This is a genomic window from Pandoraea cepalis (assembly GCF_902459665.1).
GTDB lineage: Bacteria > Pseudomonadota > Gammaproteobacteria > Burkholderiales > Burkholderiaceae > Pandoraea > Pandoraea cepalis.
Genome location: NZ_CABPSL010000027.1, coordinates 1 through 16,631, shown reverse-complemented (window position 1 = coordinate 16,631; position 16,631 = coordinate 1). Strand labels below are relative to the sequence as shown.

At 63.8% G+C, this 16,631-nt stretch carries 11 protein-coding genes and 3 pseudogenes; 9 read left to right on the top strand and 5 right to left on the bottom strand.

What is annotated here, in order from left to right:
* The first annotated feature begins 27 nt into the window (after positions 1-27).
* The 9 genes from PCE31106_RS22405 (at position 28) to hutG (ending at position 11,830) form a co-directional block, all read left to right on the top strand.
* Positions 28-1,002, top strand: coding sequence for a LysR family transcriptional regulator (locus PCE31106_RS22405; protein ID WP_150549908.1), 975 nt, complete (start codon positions 28-30; stop codon positions 1,000-1,002).
* Positions 1,003-1,081: 79 nt separating this feature from the next.
* Complete coding sequence (locus PCE31106_RS22400) at positions 1,082-2,359, top strand: MFS transporter (protein ID WP_150550392.1); 1,278 nt, start codon at positions 1,082-1,084, stop codon at positions 2,357-2,359.
* A 208-nt stretch (positions 2,360-2,567) separates the two neighbouring features.
* Positions 2,568-3,731, top strand: coding sequence for a DSD1 family PLP-dependent enzyme (locus tag PCE31106_RS22395; RefSeq protein ID WP_437343844.1), 1,164 nt, complete (start codon positions 2,568-2,570; stop codon positions 3,729-3,731).
* A gap of 164 nt (positions 3,732-3,895) precedes the next feature.
* Positions 3,896-4,651, top strand: coding sequence for a histidine utilization transcriptional repressor HutC (gene hutC, locus PCE31106_RS22390; protein ID WP_150564728.1), 756 nt, complete (start codon positions 3,896-3,898; stop codon positions 4,649-4,651).
* Between the two features lie 177 nt (positions 4,652-4,828).
* The gene (gene hutU, locus PCE31106_RS22385; RefSeq protein ID WP_150564727.1) at positions 4,829-6,508 is read left to right on the top strand and encodes a urocanate hydratase; all 1,680 of its coding nucleotides are present in this window, start codon (positions 4,829-4,831) and stop codon (positions 6,506-6,508) included.
* Between the two features lie 42 nt (positions 6,509-6,550).
* Positions 6,551-8,092, top strand: coding sequence for a histidine ammonia-lyase (gene hutH, locus PCE31106_RS22380; protein ID WP_150564726.1), 1,542 nt, complete (start codon positions 6,551-6,553; stop codon positions 8,090-8,092).
* 144 nt (positions 8,093-8,236) lie between these two features.
* A complete protein-coding gene (locus PCE31106_RS22375; RefSeq protein WP_150564725.1) occupies positions 8,237-9,616 on the top strand; it encodes an amino acid permease in 1,380 nt (459 codons plus the stop codon).
* Between the two features lie 7 nt (positions 9,617-9,623).
* Positions 9,624-10,841, top strand: coding sequence for an imidazolonepropionase (gene hutI / locus PCE31106_RS22370; RefSeq protein WP_150564724.1), 1,218 nt, complete (start codon positions 9,624-9,626; stop codon positions 10,839-10,841).
* 26 nt (positions 10,842-10,867) lie between these two features.
* Entirely contained in the window at positions 10,868-11,830 is a 963-nt protein-coding gene (gene hutG / locus PCE31106_RS22365; protein ID WP_150564723.1) for a formimidoylglutamase, read from the top strand.
* A gap of 98 nt (positions 11,831-11,928) precedes the next feature.
* On the opposite strand, the pseudogene PCE31106_RS22360 reads toward hutG, so the two are convergent.
* The 5 genes and pseudogenes from PCE31106_RS22360 to PCE31106_RS22340 all read right to left on the bottom strand — a co-directional run.
* Positions 11,929-12,324 (bottom strand): annotated as a pseudogene (locus PCE31106_RS22360) (amino acid permease); the annotation flags it as partial.
* Between the two features lie 177 nt (positions 12,325-12,501).
* Positions 12,502-13,473: an ExeA family protein gene (locus PCE31106_RS22355; protein ID WP_150564722.1), complete on the bottom strand. Its 972-nt coding sequence runs from the start codon at positions 13,471-13,473 to the stop codon at positions 12,502-12,504.
* Positions 13,463-14,182, bottom strand: a complete 720-nt coding sequence (locus PCE31106_RS22350; RefSeq protein ID WP_217425925.1) for a hypothetical protein — start codon at positions 14,180-14,182, stop codon at positions 13,463-13,465. Before PCE31106_RS22350 ends, PCE31106_RS22355 begins: the two co-directional genes overlap by 11 nt.
* A 617-nt stretch (positions 14,183-14,799) precedes the next feature.
* Positions 14,800-15,764, bottom strand: a pseudogene (locus PCE31106_RS22345) (IS91 family transposase); the annotation flags it as partial.
* Positions 15,765-15,984: 220 nt separating this feature from the next.
* A pseudogene (locus PCE31106_RS22340) lies at positions 15,985-16,548 on the bottom strand (tyrosine-type recombinase/integrase); the annotation flags it as partial.
* Positions 16,549-16,631: the final 83 nt, after the last annotated feature.

Genomic DNA, 16,631 nt, shown 5'->3' with positions numbered 1-16,631 from the left:
TCTTTTTACATGATGTAATGAATCGATATGCAGCGGCAATTCGGCGACATCCTGCTCGGCAGCATCGAGTTGTTCTGCCTGGCAGCCGAAGCGGGCAGCTTCACGGCGGCCGCGAACCTGGCGGGCGTGACGCCGGCCGCTGTCAGCCGGTCGATCGCCCGGCTCGAGCAACGCCTCGGGGTACGTCTCTTTGTTCGCTCGACACGGCGCATCCGTCTGACCGAAAGCGGTAGCACGTACTACGACGAATGCCGCTCCGCCCTTGGCATGCTCTCCGAAGCTGAGCACCGAGTCTCAGGCGCCCAGTCGCAGCCATCCGGCACCCTGCGTGTCAGTGTGCCGACGACCTACGCGCACTATCGACTGCTGCCGCTGCTGCCCGCGTTCCAGGCGCAATATCCGCGCATCAAGGTGCACGTGCATGTGAGCAACCGCAACGTCGACCTTCATGAGGAGCGCTTCGACTTCGCCATTCGCTTTCGCGCCCAGCCCGAGTCGAGTATGGTGGCGCGCCCGCTCGAAGACGCCGCACTCGTGGTCGTCGCCCACCCGGATTACCTGAATCGCGTGGGAACGCCGCGAACCCTTGACGACTTGGCCGAGCACGACTGCATCGAATTTGACCTGCCGAGCACGGGGCGAGCGATACCGTGGCTGTTCCGCGAGGCGGGCCGCGAGATCGAGCGTGCCGTGAACGGCAACTTTCGTTGCAGCGACGACGTGCTCTCGGGCGTCACACTCGCGAAGGCCGGTGCCGGGCTGTTCCAGACTTACCGCTTCATCGTTGAGGAAGATCTGGCCGCCGCGCGTCTGGTCGAGGTGCTGGCCGCTTATGGGGGACGCTCGCGCCCGGTGAGTCTGATGTACCCCCACAGCAAGACGCTGCCGTCTCGCGCCCGGGTCTTCGTCGAATTCTTGCTGCAAACGTTGGGGCATTCGTCCGCGCCTCGCAACACTGACTTCCGCGCGGCGGCCATTCCCGCCCCCCGGCGCTCGGACTAGACTCGGTCGTAGCCCGCTCCCACGGTTGCACGCCAATTCCTTGCGCAATGCTGAGGTTCCTGTGAAGCCCCCCGTCGACGTGTCCCAATTCGCCTCGGCCGATGCCGCCCACGTAGCCGATGGCGCCAGTTATGCTCAGCGCAACGTTCGGTACTGGCGCCGTAATCTGACTATCGCCGTGTTCGGATCGTTTACTACGTTGGTCAGCTTGAGCATGTTGCTGCCATTCCTGCCGCTCTACGTCCACCAGCTTGGCGTTGCATCGGCGTCGGCCGTCATTCAATGGTCGGGCGTAGCGTTCAGTGCGACGTTTCTCGGCACCGCCGTCACGGCGCCCCTCTGGGGCCATCTCGCGGACCGTTTCGGCCGCAAGCCGATGCTCATCCGCGCGGCCGTCGGCATGGCCATCGTAATGTCGCTCATCGGCGTCGCGCACAATGTCTACCAACTCGTGGGGCTGCGTCTGATTGCTGGCCTGGTCGGTGGTTATGCGTCGGCGTCGACGGTGATGGTGGGCACACAGGCGCCGCGTGAACGCGCGGGTTGGGCACTGGGTGTGCTGTCGACGGGCGCCCTCGCGGGCAGCCTGGTCGGGCCGCTGGTCGGCGGATTGCTGCCACCGTTGCTCGGAATTCGTGGCACCTTCTTCGCCGGCGGTGCGATGATTGCGGTCACGGCGCTGCTCACGATCTTCGGGGTTCGCGAAGACTTCGATGCGTCGCGCGACGGAAAACGCCACGCCCCATCGGTAACGCCGACCAACGATCCCTCGCCGCACGCCGGCAGCATCGCGGCCATTCTGGCCACGGCCATGATGGTATTGCTGGCGAACATGTCCATCGAACCGATCATTACCGTCTACATCGCGCAATTGGGCGTCGACAGCGCGCACCTCACGCGCGTCGCCGGCGTCGTCATGGCCAGCTCCGCGCTGGGCAGCATGCTCACCGCAGCCCGCTTGGGTGCGCTCGCGGATCGTGTCGGGAGTTGGCGCGTTATCGTCGGCTGCCTTGTCGCGACGGCACTGGTCATGGCGCCGCAAGCGTTTGTCACCACATGGTGGCAATTGGCCGCGCTGCGTGTGCTCATGGGCATGACGCTCGCGGGACTGCTGCCCGCCATCGGCAAACTCGCCCGTCACTCGGTCGGCGAGCGCAATACCGGCAAGATGCTCGGCTACCTTCAGTCGGCACAATTCAGCGGCCAGGTGATCGGGCCCGTCGTCGGCGGCCAGATTGCCGTCGCGTTCGGGCTACCGTCGGTATTTTTCATGACGGCAGTGTTGCTCCTTGCCTGCAGTCTGTTGGCGAACGTCGCGCGAACCCGAACTGCCGAACGCGCCCATCGACTCGCCTGACGGCGCGACGCTCACACGCGACCCGACGCATATCCTCGATCTGGATCATTCACCTGGGCTTAATGTCTGATGTTGCGTCAGTTAACCACGAGGCCGCCGCCCCTGCCTACACTGACGCCTTTGACGACGGTGTCGCACCACGCGGGCGCACTGCCATCCGCCGCATTTGCGACGCCGGCGGCCCACGCCCGTCCCCTGCCCGAGACCGATGACCATGACCGCAAAGCCGCCCCTCCCCTCGTCCTCGTTGCCGATGCTCGACACGCCGGCCGCCGTGATCGACGTGCCGCGCATGCAGCACAACATTCGCCGGATGCAGTCCCGTATGGACGCGCTGGGCGTGCGCTTTCGTCCCCACGTCAAGACCAGCAAGTGCGTGGAAGTGGCACGCGCGCAGATCGACGCGGGCGCTGCGGGCATCACCGTCTCCACCCTCAAGGAAGCCGCCCGCTTCTTCGACGATGGCATCACCGACATCCTTTACGCCGTCGGGATGGTCGCGAGCAAGCTGCCGGCCGCCCTCGCGTTGCGACGCCGCGGTTGCGACCTGAAGATTCTCACGGACAGCATCGTATCCGCGCAGGCCATCGCGGCATTCGGCGCTGAATTTGGAGAGACGTTCGACGTGTGGATCGAGATCGATACCGACGGGCATCGCTCGGGCATCGCGCCAGAAGACGATGCGCTGCTCGACGTGGCGCGCGTGCTGCATGAGGGCGGTGCGACGCTGGGCGGCGTCATGACCCACGCGGGCTCGAGCTATGACGTCGACACGCCCGAAGCGCTCGCCGCCATCGCGGAACAGGAGCGCGCCGGCTGCGTGCGCGCCGCGACCCGTTTGCGCGATGCCGGACTGCCGTGCCCGGTGGTCAGCGTCGGCTCGACGCCCACCGCCCTCACTGCCGCGCATCTCGATGGCGTTACCGAAGTGCGCGCGGGCGTGTACGTGTTCTTCGATCTCGTCATGCACAACATCGGCGTGTGCACGACCGACGAACTGGCGTTGAGCGTGCTCACGACCGTGATCGGGCATCAGCCCGAGAAGGGTTGGGCCATTGTCGACGCCGGCTGGATGGCCATGAGCCGCGACCGCGGCACACAAAAACAGAAACGCGATTTCGGCTACGGACAGGTTTGCCGCATCGACGGCAGCCTCCTCCCTGGGTATCAGTTGAGCGGCGCCAATCAGGAACACGGCATTCTGTCGCGCGAAGGCGCGCCGGACCCCGACATCGTCGCGCGCTTCCCTATCGGCACCCTGTTGCGCATCCTGCCGAATCACGCCTGTGCCACCGGGGCGCAATTCCCCGAATACCACGCCATCGCCCCAGATCGCGCGCTGGCGGTCTGGTCGAGATTGCACGGCTGGTAAGCGAATTCGTCTCGCTGCGCGGCGGGCCTCGGCGCCGCTTTCGCGCGACCTTGCCTTGATCGATGCCGTGCGCAGCGGGTCGCGTTTTTCTCCTCCGCAGCGAGCGATTGGCTTATGCTTCAGGCTTTCCCACCCGCACGTCAGTGACCGGAGAAGCCATCAAGGTGCCACGTCAATCCGCCCAACCGACTGTCGAAACGCTCAACGAACAAGGGCCGGCACCGCGCTATCTGCAACTCAAGCAGTTCATTTGCCGTCAGATCGACAGTGGCGCCTGGCCGCCGCATCACCGCATACCCTCGGAAAACGAGTTGGTCGAGTTCTCGGGCGTGAGTCGCATGACGGTCAATCGCGCGCTGCGAGAACTCACCACCGAGGGACGCCTCGTACGCATGCAGGGCGTCGGCACGTTCGTGGCCGAGCCGAAATCGCACTCCCCGCTGCTGGCCGTCAACAATATCGCGGACGAGATCGCCGAGCATGGCCATCGCCATCGCGCCGAAGTGAAGCTGCTGCGCGAAGAACTCGCTGGCCCCGAACGCGCGCTCGCGATGGACCTGCAGGAGCGCGAAACGCTGTTCCACTCGGTGATCGTTCACTACCAGGACAACGTGCCGGTGCAGATCGAGGATCGCTGCGTCAATCCCACGCTCGCACCGCACTACCTCGAACAGGACTTCACCCAACTGACGCCCAACGCCTATCTGCAGCGTCTCTCGCCGCTCACGTCGGGCGAGCATGTCGTGGAAGCCGTGACGGCCACGCCCGAGGAAGCGCAACTGCTTAACATCGCGCGCACCGAACCGTGCCTGCTGATCCGTCGGCGCACATGGACGGGCAAGCGCGTGGTCTCCGTTGCCCGGCTGCTGCACCCCGGTTCTCGCCACCGCCTCGAAGGCCGCTTCGGCGCGCCTGAATAAGCCCGCGGCAAGCCAACGATCAGGCACCGATCAGCCAGCGCCGGCGCGTCAGGCCCGGCCGTCCCCTCTAACGCCGTCCCCTTGGCTCACCAAAGTACGTAAAAACCCTAGTTCACGGTAACTTGTATATACAATACTGTACAAGTCATTCTCCGCTCCGAATTAGAGGAACACGTTGTGAGCCAAGTCACCCGATACCGCGATGTCACGATCCGCGCCCCGCGCGGCACGCAGCTCAATGCCCGTAGCTGGCTTACCGAAGCGCCGCTGCGCATGCTCATGAACAACCTGGACCCGGACGTCGCCGAGAACCCGAACGCGCTCGTCGTGTATGGCGGCATCGGCCGCGCCGCGCGCAACTGGGAGTGCTACGACAAGATCGTCGAAACGCTCAAGACGCTGGGTGACGACGAGACGCTGCTCGTGCAGTCGGGCAAGCCGGTGGGCGTTTTCAAGACGCATGCCGACGCGCCGCGCGTGCTCATCGCCAACTCGAATCTGGTACCGCACTGGGCGACCTGGGAGCATTTCAACGAACTCGACGCCAAGGGGTTGGCCATGTACGGCCAGATGACCGCCGGTTCGTGGATCTATATCGGCAGCCAGGGCATCGTGCAAGGCACTTACGAGACGTTTGTCGAAGCCGGTCGCCAGCATTACGATGGCAATCTGAAGGGCCGCTGGGTGCTCACCGCCGGCCTGGGCGGCATGGGCGGCGCGCAGCCGCTGGCTGCCACGCTGGCCGGCGCCTGCTCGCTGAACATCGAGTGCCAGCAGACCAGCATCGACTTCCGTTTGCGCACGCGCTACGTCGACGAGCAAGCCAAGGATCTCGACGACGCGCTCGCGCGCATCGCCAAATACACCGCCGCTGGTCAGGCCGTGTCGATTGCCCTGTGCGGCAATGCGGCCGAAATTCTGCCGGAACTGGTGCGCCGTGGCGTGCGTCCGGACATGGTCACCGACCAGACCAGCGCCCACGATCCGCTCAATGGCTATCTGCCGATCGGCTGGACCTGGGACGACTACCGCGAACGCGCCCGCACGAAGCCCGCCGAAGTCGTCAAGGCCGCCAAGCAGTCGATGGCGGTCCACGTCAAGGCCATGCTCGACTTCCAGGCGATGGGCGTGCCGACGTTCGACTACGGCAACAACATCCGTCAAATGGCCGAGGAGGAAGGCGTCGAGAACGCCTTCGATTTCCCCGGCTTCGTGCCCGCCTATATCCGTCCGCTCTTCTGCCGTGGCGTCGGGCCGTTCCGCTGGGTCGCGCTGTCGGGCGATCCGGAAGACATCTACAAGACCGACGCGAAGGTCAAGGCGCTGATTCCCGACGACGCGCACCTGCATCGCTGGCTCGACATGGCGCGCGAGCGCATCAGCTTCCAAGGATTGCCTGCGCGGATCTGCTGGGTCGGGCTGGGGCTGCGCGCGAAGCTCGGACTGGCCTTCAATGAAATGGTACGCTCGGGTGAACTCTCGGCACCGGTCGTGATCGGCCGCGACCACCTGGACTCGGGATCGGTCGCCAGCCCCAACCGCGAAACGGAAGCCATGCGCGACGGCTCGGACGCTGTCTCCGACTGGCCGCTGCTCAACGCCCTGCTCAACACGGCGAGCGGCGCGACCTGGGTGTCGCTGCATCACGGCGGCGGCGTCGGCATGGGCTTCTCGCAGCATTCGGGCGTGGTGATCGTGTGCGACGGCACCGACGCGGCGGCCGCGCGCATCGCCCGTGTACTGAACAACGATCCGGCGACGGGCGTCATGCGCCACGCCGATGCGGGCTATGACATCGCCGTCGACTGCGCGCGCGAGCATGGCCTGAACCTGCCCATGCTGGGCGACGCGAAGTAAGCGAGATACTCCAAAAAACTGTCGAATCAAGGAAATCCGTCCATGGCACACCTGTTTGTGACGCCCGGCGCGCTCACGCTCGCGCAACTGCGCGACGTCTTTCAACACCCGACCACTCTCACGCTCGACGAGACCGCCTACGCGGCCATCGACCAGAGCGTGGCCTGCGTGGAAAACATCGTCGCCGAAGGCCGCACGGCTTATGGCATCAACACCGGCTTCGGGTTGCTCGCCACGACGCGCATCGCCAAAGACGATCTCGAGAACCTGCAACGCTCACTCGTGCTCTCGCATGCCGCCGGCGTGGGCGCACCGCTTGATGACGCGCTCGTGCGTCTCATCATGGTGCTCAAGATCAACAGTCTGGCGCGCGGCTATTCGGGGATTCGTCGCAAGGTCATCGATGCGCTCATCACGCTGGTGAACGCCGAGGTCTACCCGTGCATCCCGCTCAAGGGCTCGGTCGGCGCCTCCGGCGATCTCGCCCCGCTCGCCCACATGTCGCTGCTGTTGCTGGGCGAAGGTCAGGCACGCTATCGCGGTCAGTGGATCAGCGCCCGCGAAGCCCTCGCCGTGGCCGGACTCGAACCGCTCACGCTCGCTGCCAAGGAAGGCCTGGCGCTGCTCAACGGCACGCAAGTCTCGACGGCCTATGCGCTGCGGGGTCTTTTCGAGGCGGAGGACATGTACGCGGCCGCCAGTGTTTGCGGCGCCCTGACGGTCGAAGCCATGCTCGGCTCGCGCGCCCCGTTCGACGCCCGCATTCACGCCGCGCGCGGCCAGCGTGGCCAGATCGATGCGGCAGCGCTGTACCGCCATCTGCTGGGCGAGACGAGCGAGGTGGGTGAGTCCCACGCGCACTGCGAAAAGGTGCAAGACCCCTACTCGCTGCGGTGCCAGCCGCAAGTCATGGGCGCGTGTCTCACGCAGATCCGTCAGGCGGCCGAGGTGCTCGCCGTCGAAGCGAATGCGGTGTCGGACAACCCGCTCGTGTTCTGGGAACAGGGCGACGTGATCTCCGGCGGCAACTTCCACGCCGAGCCGGTCGCCATGGCGGCGGACAACCTCGCGCTGGCGCTGGCCGAAATCGGCGCGCTGAGCGAGCGTCGCATCTCCCTGATGATGGACAAGCACATGTCGCAATTGCCCGCGTTTCTCGTGGCCAACGGCGGCGTGAACTCCGGTTTCATGATCGCGCAGGTGACGGCCGCCGCACTCGCGTCCGAGAACAAGGCGTTGGCGCATCCGGCCAGTGTCGACAGTCTGCCGACCTCGGCCAACCAGGAAGATCATGTGTCGATGGCCCCCAACGCCGGCAAGCGGCTTTGGGAGATGGCCGATAACGTCAAGGGGATTATCGCGATCGAATGGCTTGGCGCCTGCCAGGGGCTGGACTTCCGCGAGGGGGTCAAGTCGACCCCGGCACTTGAGCGCGCCCGCGCGCTCCTGCGCCAGTCGGTTCCGTTCTACGATAAGGACCGCTATTTTGCGCCCGACATCGAGGGCGCAAGCGCGTTGATCGCCCAGCGCCAGCTCAGTGCGCTGGTGCCGTCAGGCACGTTGCCTAGCGCGCCAGTCATCTAAATCGCACAGGCCTCTTCCCCCGCCGGGGCGAAGCGAACTGCGATTCGCGCCACCGGTGGTTGGGGACAGGGTTGCCCGTCCCCCCGCCGCATTCCCTTGCCGCCCGCGATCGCGGGCTGGCTCATCACGCATTCAGGAGACAGCTTGAAAAACCTGCAACGCAATCTGAGCGCGCGGCACATCCGCTTTCTGGCGCTCGGCTCCGCCATCGGCACGGGCCTGTTCTACGGCTCGGCATCCGCCATCCAACTGGCCGGTCCGGCCGTCATCCTGGCCTATATTCTGGGCGGCGCCGCCGTGTATATGGTGATGCGCGCGCTGGGCGAGATGGTCGTGCGCCAGCCCGTCTCCGGCTCGTTCGGCCGCTATGCGAGCGACAACCTTGGCCCCTTGGCCGGGTTTCTCACGGGCTGGACCTACATTCTGGAGATGGTCATCGTCTGTCTGGCGGACGTGACGGCGTTCGGCATCTATATGGGATTCTGGTTCCCGGACGTGCCGCAATGGATCTGGGTGCTTGGCATCGTGATGCTGATCTGCGGGCTCAACCTGTGCAACGTGAAGGTGTACGGGGAGATGGAATTCTGGCTGGCGCTGGTGAAGATTCTCGCCATCGTCGCGATGATCGTGGGCGGCGGTGTGATTCTGTTTGCGGGTGTGCAACTCCATAGCGAGCATGCCCCTGCGGTAAGCAATCTCTGGTCGCACGGCGGTTTCCTGCCCAATGGCTGGGGCGGACTCGTGGCGTCGCTGGCCGTGGTGATGTTCGCCTACGGCGGCATCGAGATCATCGGCATTACCGGCGGGGAGGCCAAGAATCCGGAAACCGTGATCCCGCGCGCCATCAACGCCGTGCCGATGCGCATTCTGCTGTTCTACGTGTTGACGATGTGTGTGCTCATGGTGATCTTCCCGTGGACCGGCATTGGCAGCCAGGGCAGTCCGTTCGTGCAGATCTTTTCGGGGCTGGGCATCAAGTCCGCCGCCGCCGTCCTCAATGTGATCGTGATTTCCGCCGCCATCTCTGCCATCAACAGCAATATTTTCGGCGCGGGCCGCATGATGTTCGGCATGGCGGAACACGGTCAGGCGCCGGCCGCGTTCTCGACGACGTCGCGTCATGGGGTGCCGTGGGTCACGGTGCTGGTGATGACGGCCGCGCTGCTCGGCGGCGTGGTGCTCAACTACCTGATCCCGGAAGGCGTGTTCCTGATCATCGCGTCGATTGCGACGTTTGCCACCGTGTGGGTGTGGCTGATGATTCTGCTCTCTCAGGTGGCGATGCGCCGTCGTCTGTCGGCGGCGGAAGTCGCCGCGCTCAAGTTCAAGGTGCCGCTGTGGCCGGTCGGCCCGGCGCTGGCCATCGCGTTCATGCTGTTCGTGATCGGGGTGCTCGGCTACATGGAGGACACCCGTGTCGCGTTGTATGTCGGCGCCGGCTGGATCGTACTGATGTCGGTGGCCTATCAGTTCGGCGTGAAACCCAAGGAAGCGCAGGTGCGCGGCCCAATGACCCTGGAATGAGCCTCTCATGAAACGGACCTACTGGAAACACTGTCACGTCGCGACGATGCGCGATGGCCGTTACCACGCCATCGAAGATGCCGCGATCGTCACATGCGGCAAGCATATCGAGTGGGTCGGCGCGCGCAGCGAGCGCTCGGCCTCGGGCACCGACGCGTGCGTCGATCTGCAAGGGGCGTGGGTCACGCCGGGCCTGATCGATTGCCATACGCATCTGGTGTTTGGTGGCAACCGCAGCCTCGAATTCGAGCAACGGTTGCAGGGGGTCAGCTACGCGGACATCTCCGCCGCCGGCGGCGGCATCAAGCACACGGTGCGGCACACCCGCGACGCCACCGAGGATGCGCTCTTCGAATCGGCGCGCAAACGGTTGCTTGCCTTGATGCGCGAGGGCGTCACCACGGTCGAGATCAAGTCGGGTTATGGCCTCGATCTGAACAGCGAGCGCAAGATGCTGCGCGTGGCGCGTCGGCTCGGCGAGGCGTTGCCGGTCACGGTGAAGACCACGTGCCTGGCTGCGCACACGGTGCCTTCGGAATTCGCGGGCAAGGCGGACGAGTATGTGAATTACGTGTGCAACGACATCCTGCCCAAGCTCGCGGAGGAGCATCTGGTCGATGCGGTCGATGCGTTCTGCGAGACCATCGCCTTCTCACCGTCGCAGGTGATGCGGGTGCTGCTGCGCGCACAGAAGCTGAAGCTGCCGGTGAAGCTGCACGCCGAGCAGCTCTCCCCGCTCGGCGGCGCAAGTCTTGCCGCCGAGATGGGGGCATTGTCGGCAGATCATCTGGAGTATATGAGCGCCGACGACGCCGCCGCAATGGGACGTGCGGGCACGGTTGCCGTTCTGCTGCCGGGCGCGTTCCACATGTTGCAGGAGACGCGTCGCCCACCGGTGGATCTGCTTCGCCGTCACGGTGTCGATATCGCGGTGGCGTCGGATTTGAACCCGGGCACGTCGCCCGCGCTCTCGCTACGCTTGATGCTCAACATGGCCTGCACGCTGTTCGGTTTGACGCCGGAAGAAGCGCTGGCGGGCGTCACGCGCAATGCGGCCAAAGCCTTGGGCATGCTCGGCACGCACGGCACGCTCGAAGCCGGGAAGACGGCGGACTTCGTGGCGTGGGAAATCGATCGACCCGCGGAACTCGCCTACTGGCTGGGCGGCGAGTTGCCGTCTCGGACGGTACGCCACGGCGAGTGGCGCGACCTGACCTCGGTTTGATGTCGCACGGCGCACAGGAGACTTTCATGGCGAGTCGTTTGCAATCGGTGCCCGGCGATCCCCCGGTCTGGCGCGGACGCACGGATTCCGGCGAGCGTGGCGACACGCGCCGGCTGTTCAACGTCGTGCGCGAGATCGATTCGCGCACTGACGCGGCGGCGGGCGGCGCGCCCGTGCTGATCGGCTTCGCCTGCGATGCGGGCGTCAACCGCAATCAAGGACGCGTGGGCGCCGGTGAGGGTCCGCCAGCGATCCGTCGGGCGCTGGCGAACCTGCCCGCCCACGACATCGCGTGCCTGTTCGACGCCGGTGATATCGCTTGTGACGGCGATGACCTCGAAGCGGCACAAGCAGCACTGGCCGACGCGGTACGCCATCAGCTCGATGCCGGGGCGCAACCGGTGGTGCTGGGCGGCGGTCACGAGATCGCTTGGGGCACGTGGCAAGGACTGCGCGCGCATCTCGACGCGACTGGCGACCGCTCACGCGTGTTGATCCTGAATCTCGACGCCCACTTCGATCTGCGCACGGCGCGTCCAGGCACGTCGGGTACGCCGTTCGATCAGATCGCGCAGGCCTGCGAAGCGGCCGGACTTCCGTTCGACTACGCGTGTCTGGGTGTCAGCCGGTTGAGCAATACTGCATCGCTGTTCGACCGTGCCCGTGCGCTGAACGTGACATACGTGGAGGACACCGAGATGCAAGACCGGCATCTCGACGCCCGTCTCGAACAGATCGATGCACTGATCGCAGGCGTCTCGCACGTATATCTGACGATCGATCTCGACGTGCTTCCCGCGCCGGTCATGCCAGGGGTTTCCGCCCCCGCCGCCTATGGCGTGCCAATGTCCGTCGTCGAAGCCATCGTCACGCATGTGCACCGCTCAGGCAAACTGCGCGTGGCCGACCTGGCCGAATACAACCCGCGCTTTGACCCACAAGGCGCAGGGGCTCGCGTCGCCGCCCGCCTCGCTTATCGTCTGCTCTGACGGCAACGCCACGGTCGTTCCCGGGGCGCGGATCGTGTCCCGGCAAAGCGATCAGTCGAAGGCGTGCCCACCGAACGGCAAAAGCGCGCCATGCCACTTCACTGTTTCGGCCCCTGCGTCTGCACGGCAGCAGCGGGGGTATCCCGGCGATACCACACCGCATAGATCACTGACAGCGCCACGACAAACGGCACGCCATAGACCAGCGTCAGGCGGAATTCGTCGGTCAAATAGGTGGTCACGAGTGTCGCCAGCATGAGCAGCGCGCCCGCCAGACTCGCATACGGATAACCCCACATGCGAAAGCTCAGCGACGCTGCCTCGTGTGCACGGCGGAAGTACAGGTGCGTGACGAAGATCATCAGCCACGTGAACATCGCACCGAACATCGACACGGACATCATCAACGTGAACGACGCCTGCGGCACGAACACGTTGAGCGCGACCGCCAACCCGATGCCGATGGTCGAGAGCATGAGCGCCGCGACCGGTACGTGTAGTGACTCGCGTTTGAAAACCGACCGACTTGCAATCAGCGGCTTTTCCGACTCACATTATTTGCAAATGACCGGATGGTCAGAATCACATTAATTGCAAATGAACTTGCAATCGTAGCGGCCGACTTGCATTGCATCGCCACCGACTCACATTAATTGCAAATCAAAATGTACTCAGATTGGTAGCCCGGCCCGCAACATTTTCTCCCGCAGCTCGGTGGAGCGTGTCGGCTCCAATGTGTTGTTGAACATGGCCTTTATCTCCGTCGCCTTGGCATCGAAGAGTTCGACCAGATCCTTGGTGCGATAACCATGCCGGGTCAACGTTGGCTCCAAGTCGTCAATCTGGCGGGAAAGCACGGATTCAACCACGCTTGCGGTCACGGGTTGCTCTCCTGCCTGGTACGCGGCCTCCAGAGCTAGGCTGAGATGCAATTCAACTTGCAGCGGCGTGCGCAGCTTGCTGGCCAGCACGTCGATAGCATCCTCGGTCAAGATGGCGTTGGTCTCGATTTGGCCCCCAGAGCAGGTGGCCAACAACCATTTGATGTATTCGCGCTGCGCGCCGGCGATTCCGTCCAATGAGAATACGTCGGTACGGTAGCCAATTTCCTCCATCGTCGGCCGACGCAAGTCGTTGCGCAGCTTGGGGTGACCCGCCAGCACCACCGACAGGAGGCCACCGCCATCCTCCACCAGTTCCATCAGACGTTTGAGCCCGGTCAAGGTATGGCCGTTGAGGTCATGTGCCTCATCGACGAACAAGACAATGGGCCGTTTGCCCTTCTTCACCAGTTCCTGCAACTGGCGCTCCCGGCGTTCCCCTTGTTTTGGAATCTGCACCTGCTTGTCGGCCGATAGGTCATAGAACAGGGCCGAAATCAGCGTGGCCAGCTTGATGCTTTGTTTTTCGATGGCCAGCGACTTCGAAACGGTGACCTTCTTTTCCTCATCCAGCGCCTGCTGCAGGCGTCGCAGCAAAACCGTCTTGCCACTGCCAACCACGCCACACACTGCAATCAGCCGCCCCTCACCAATGGCACCGCGGATGTCCTTCATCAATTCTTTGTGGTGTTCGGTCTCGTAGTAACCGGCCTGGTTGAACGCAAGGGTCAACCCGAAATGCTGCATCACTTCAACTCGCATGCTGTGCTCCTTTTTGTTGCCGGAAGTACTCCCGCACCCGTCCCATGACAATTCGCCGATTCAGTGTCTCTGCCAGAACCTGGTCAATGAAGCCGCGTTCCTCAGGCAATAGCTTGGTCAACGGCCTGGCCAAATCATCGGCAATCGCCAGCTTGGCGGCGATGGTGGTGGGATAGTGGTACTCATGCGATTCGGCATCAAATGGCTGGCGTGCAATTGGCACAGGCATGGACGCAGGTTTTGACACGCACAGGTCGTTGCCGGACAGTGCGGCAATGGGCAGGCCGAGCTGGTCGGCCAGTGTGCGGATGCGGTCGGCCCGCTCGTCGGCTTTGCCGCGTTTGAAGGCTCGGTAGCGATGCAGCGGAATGGGACCCGATATCGGGTAAAAGGGGCCAAACTTTTCGCCGTTGTATTCGATGTGCAAGGCATCGTCAAAGAGTCCCCACAGCAATACCACCCAGTCGCCCGCCATATCGGGTTCGACTTCGTACTGGGTGCCATCGATGCCGATACGGGCATCAACGCCCACCTTGCGCCGCTCGGGTGTGCGGGCAAAGCGACAAAACTGCTCCCAGGTACACATTTCACGCAAGCCGTCGGCTGGCAACTTGGCTATCCAGTCATCCAGGCGGGAATGGGCTTCATGGCGGTGGCGCTGCGCGTTGTAACGGTCAAGGTAACGCAGTAGCCACTCATTGGCCTGCAATTCGGTTTCAGGCTTGTGGGGGCCGATTCAGAATTCGGAATTTATAGCACGTTAGCGCGCTGTACTATGAGCAACGGTGCCGCTTTGCGAAGTGCTGCTGGGGCTTGATGCGCTGTCTCTACCCGACTAAGCCAATAGCATTTCTCATGAGAGGATCAGAAAACAGTGAAAATCGTGCATTGTAACTCGCGTTTCAAGGTGGTTTTCATTGTGCAAATACGCTGCCCGACAACCGCCCTTCGCCAATTGGAGCTATTGTGTAGGTTTGTTCGATGCCTGCCCTGACCGTGCAAGCGGCAGATGACCAGACGAGGTGGGTGGGCAGGCGTTGGACAAACCCCGAGGGAGGAAACCGCGGAATGTATCGGCGCGGTTTGAGCAGGCTTACCGGGCTATGGGGATTTGAAGGTTCGTACTCGTGCTGAGCGTGGCACTCAGCCCGGTCAATCGGCTGAGGATCGAGCTCAACGGCCTGGCACGGACTCCGGTGAACGCAGTGATTCGCTGATGTATCGAGCCGGAAGGGCGGTTATTCCAGCGTAACGTAAAACCGTCCGCTATCGGCTCTGGATGCTGAAGAGACGACGGTTGGCTTGAGTGGCGAGATGAGGTTAAGTTCATGCTGCGTTACGCAGCCCGGGTGGTGCACGGATCGGTTGCCCACGCACGAATATCTCGAGGATGCTCATGGCCGCGCCACAACAACGGCAAACGAAGGTTGGCGGCGTCGCTGGGAGCGCCGTCGACTCAACAAGCGGTTGCACATCGGCGCCCTGAACCGCCTGGGCAAGGAGCTTCCGCACGCGCGCCAGATTCTCGCGGCGCCCGGCATTGGCGATCAAGCCATAGTGGCGGATACGGTGAAACCCGCCAGGCAGTACATGCAGCAGAAACCGCCGCATGAACTCCTCGGCGCTCAGCGTCATCGTCTTGTAGCGCGTTCGTCCCTTGACCCGGTAATCCTTCCAGCGAAACGTCACGCCACGCTCATCCAGCGCCACGAGCCGCCGGTTCGAGATCGCCACCCGGTGGGTATAACGCGACAGGTAAGCAGCACCGCCGCCGGACCGGCAAACGGACGCTTGGCATAGACCACCCATTCGCACTTGCGCATCGGTGCCAGCCACCTGGTGAAGCGCGCCGCCGCCGCCAGCGGCTCGTGCTCACCGAAGAAGCGTAGCTGCCCAGCTCGATGTGCTTTCTCCAATTCTTCGAGAAAGCGCCGGCGAAACAGTCGTGAGAGCACGCGCACCGGCAGAAAGAACCCCGGTCTGCAACGGACCCAGCGTTCGCCGTCCGGGGACAGACCCCCGCCGGGGACGATCCCGTGCACGTGGGGATGATGCGTCAGCGCCGACCCCCAGGTGTGCAGGACCAGCGTCACCCCGATCTGCGCGCCCAAATGTTTCGGATCCGCCGCGATGGTGCCGAGCGTTTCGGCGGCCACCTCGAACAACAGGCGATAGATCACCGCCTTGTTGGTGTAGGCGATGGCGCTGATCGGCGCCGGCAGGGTAAAGACCACGTGGTAATACGCCACCGGAAGCAGGTCTGCCTGACGGGCTTCCAACCAACGCTGTGCCGCCTTGGCCTGACACTTCGGGCAGTGGCGATTGCGGCAGGAATTGTAGCAGCACGTGTCCCCCCAGCGCCGCGCTGCGGCACTGTTCGATGGCCGACATGACCTTGAGCTGTCCCAGACTCAGATGCTCGCGCTGAGACCAACGCCAGGCCGGACCAAAGGCGCGGAAGATATCCGCGACCTCCAGGGTCGGACGCCCCATGGAAGGAACTCGGTGGTTCTATTCCGGGTGCAGCATCTCCAGGGGGCTGACCACTTCGCGCAGGAGGTCGGTGGCGACCTGGGTATAGAGCGCCGTCGTGTCCAATTGCTTGTGCCCGAGTAGCACCTGGATCACACGAATATCCACCTTCTGCTCCAGCAGGTGCGTTGCAAAGCAATGTCGAAGCGTGTGCATCGAGACGCGCTTGTCGATCTTCGCCTCCGCGGCGGCGGCATGGATAGCCCGGTTGAGCTGGCGGGTGCTGAGCGATTCGATCGGGTTGAGGCCCGGAAACAGCCAGCCGCCATCGAGCATCTTGCCCTGTGCGCGTGCCACACGCCACCACACTCGCAGGCGTTCGAGCAGTACTGGTGAAAGCATGGCGTAGCGATCCTTGCGGCCTTTGCCCTGTTCAACGCGCAGCGTCATGCGTTGGCTGTCAATGTCGCAAACCTTGAGCGCGACAACTTCGCTGGCGCGCAGCCCAGTTCCGTAGGCGAGCGACAGTGCCGTTTGATGCTTCAGGTTGCCAGACGCCGCGATCAGGCGACCCACTTCCTCGCGGCTTAATACGACGGGGAGTCTCTGTGACCCTGCCTCGTTTTCACGTACAGCAAGTCATGCGGTAAGCAATGCGGCCTCGTAGTCGACGGGAGTACGAAAAT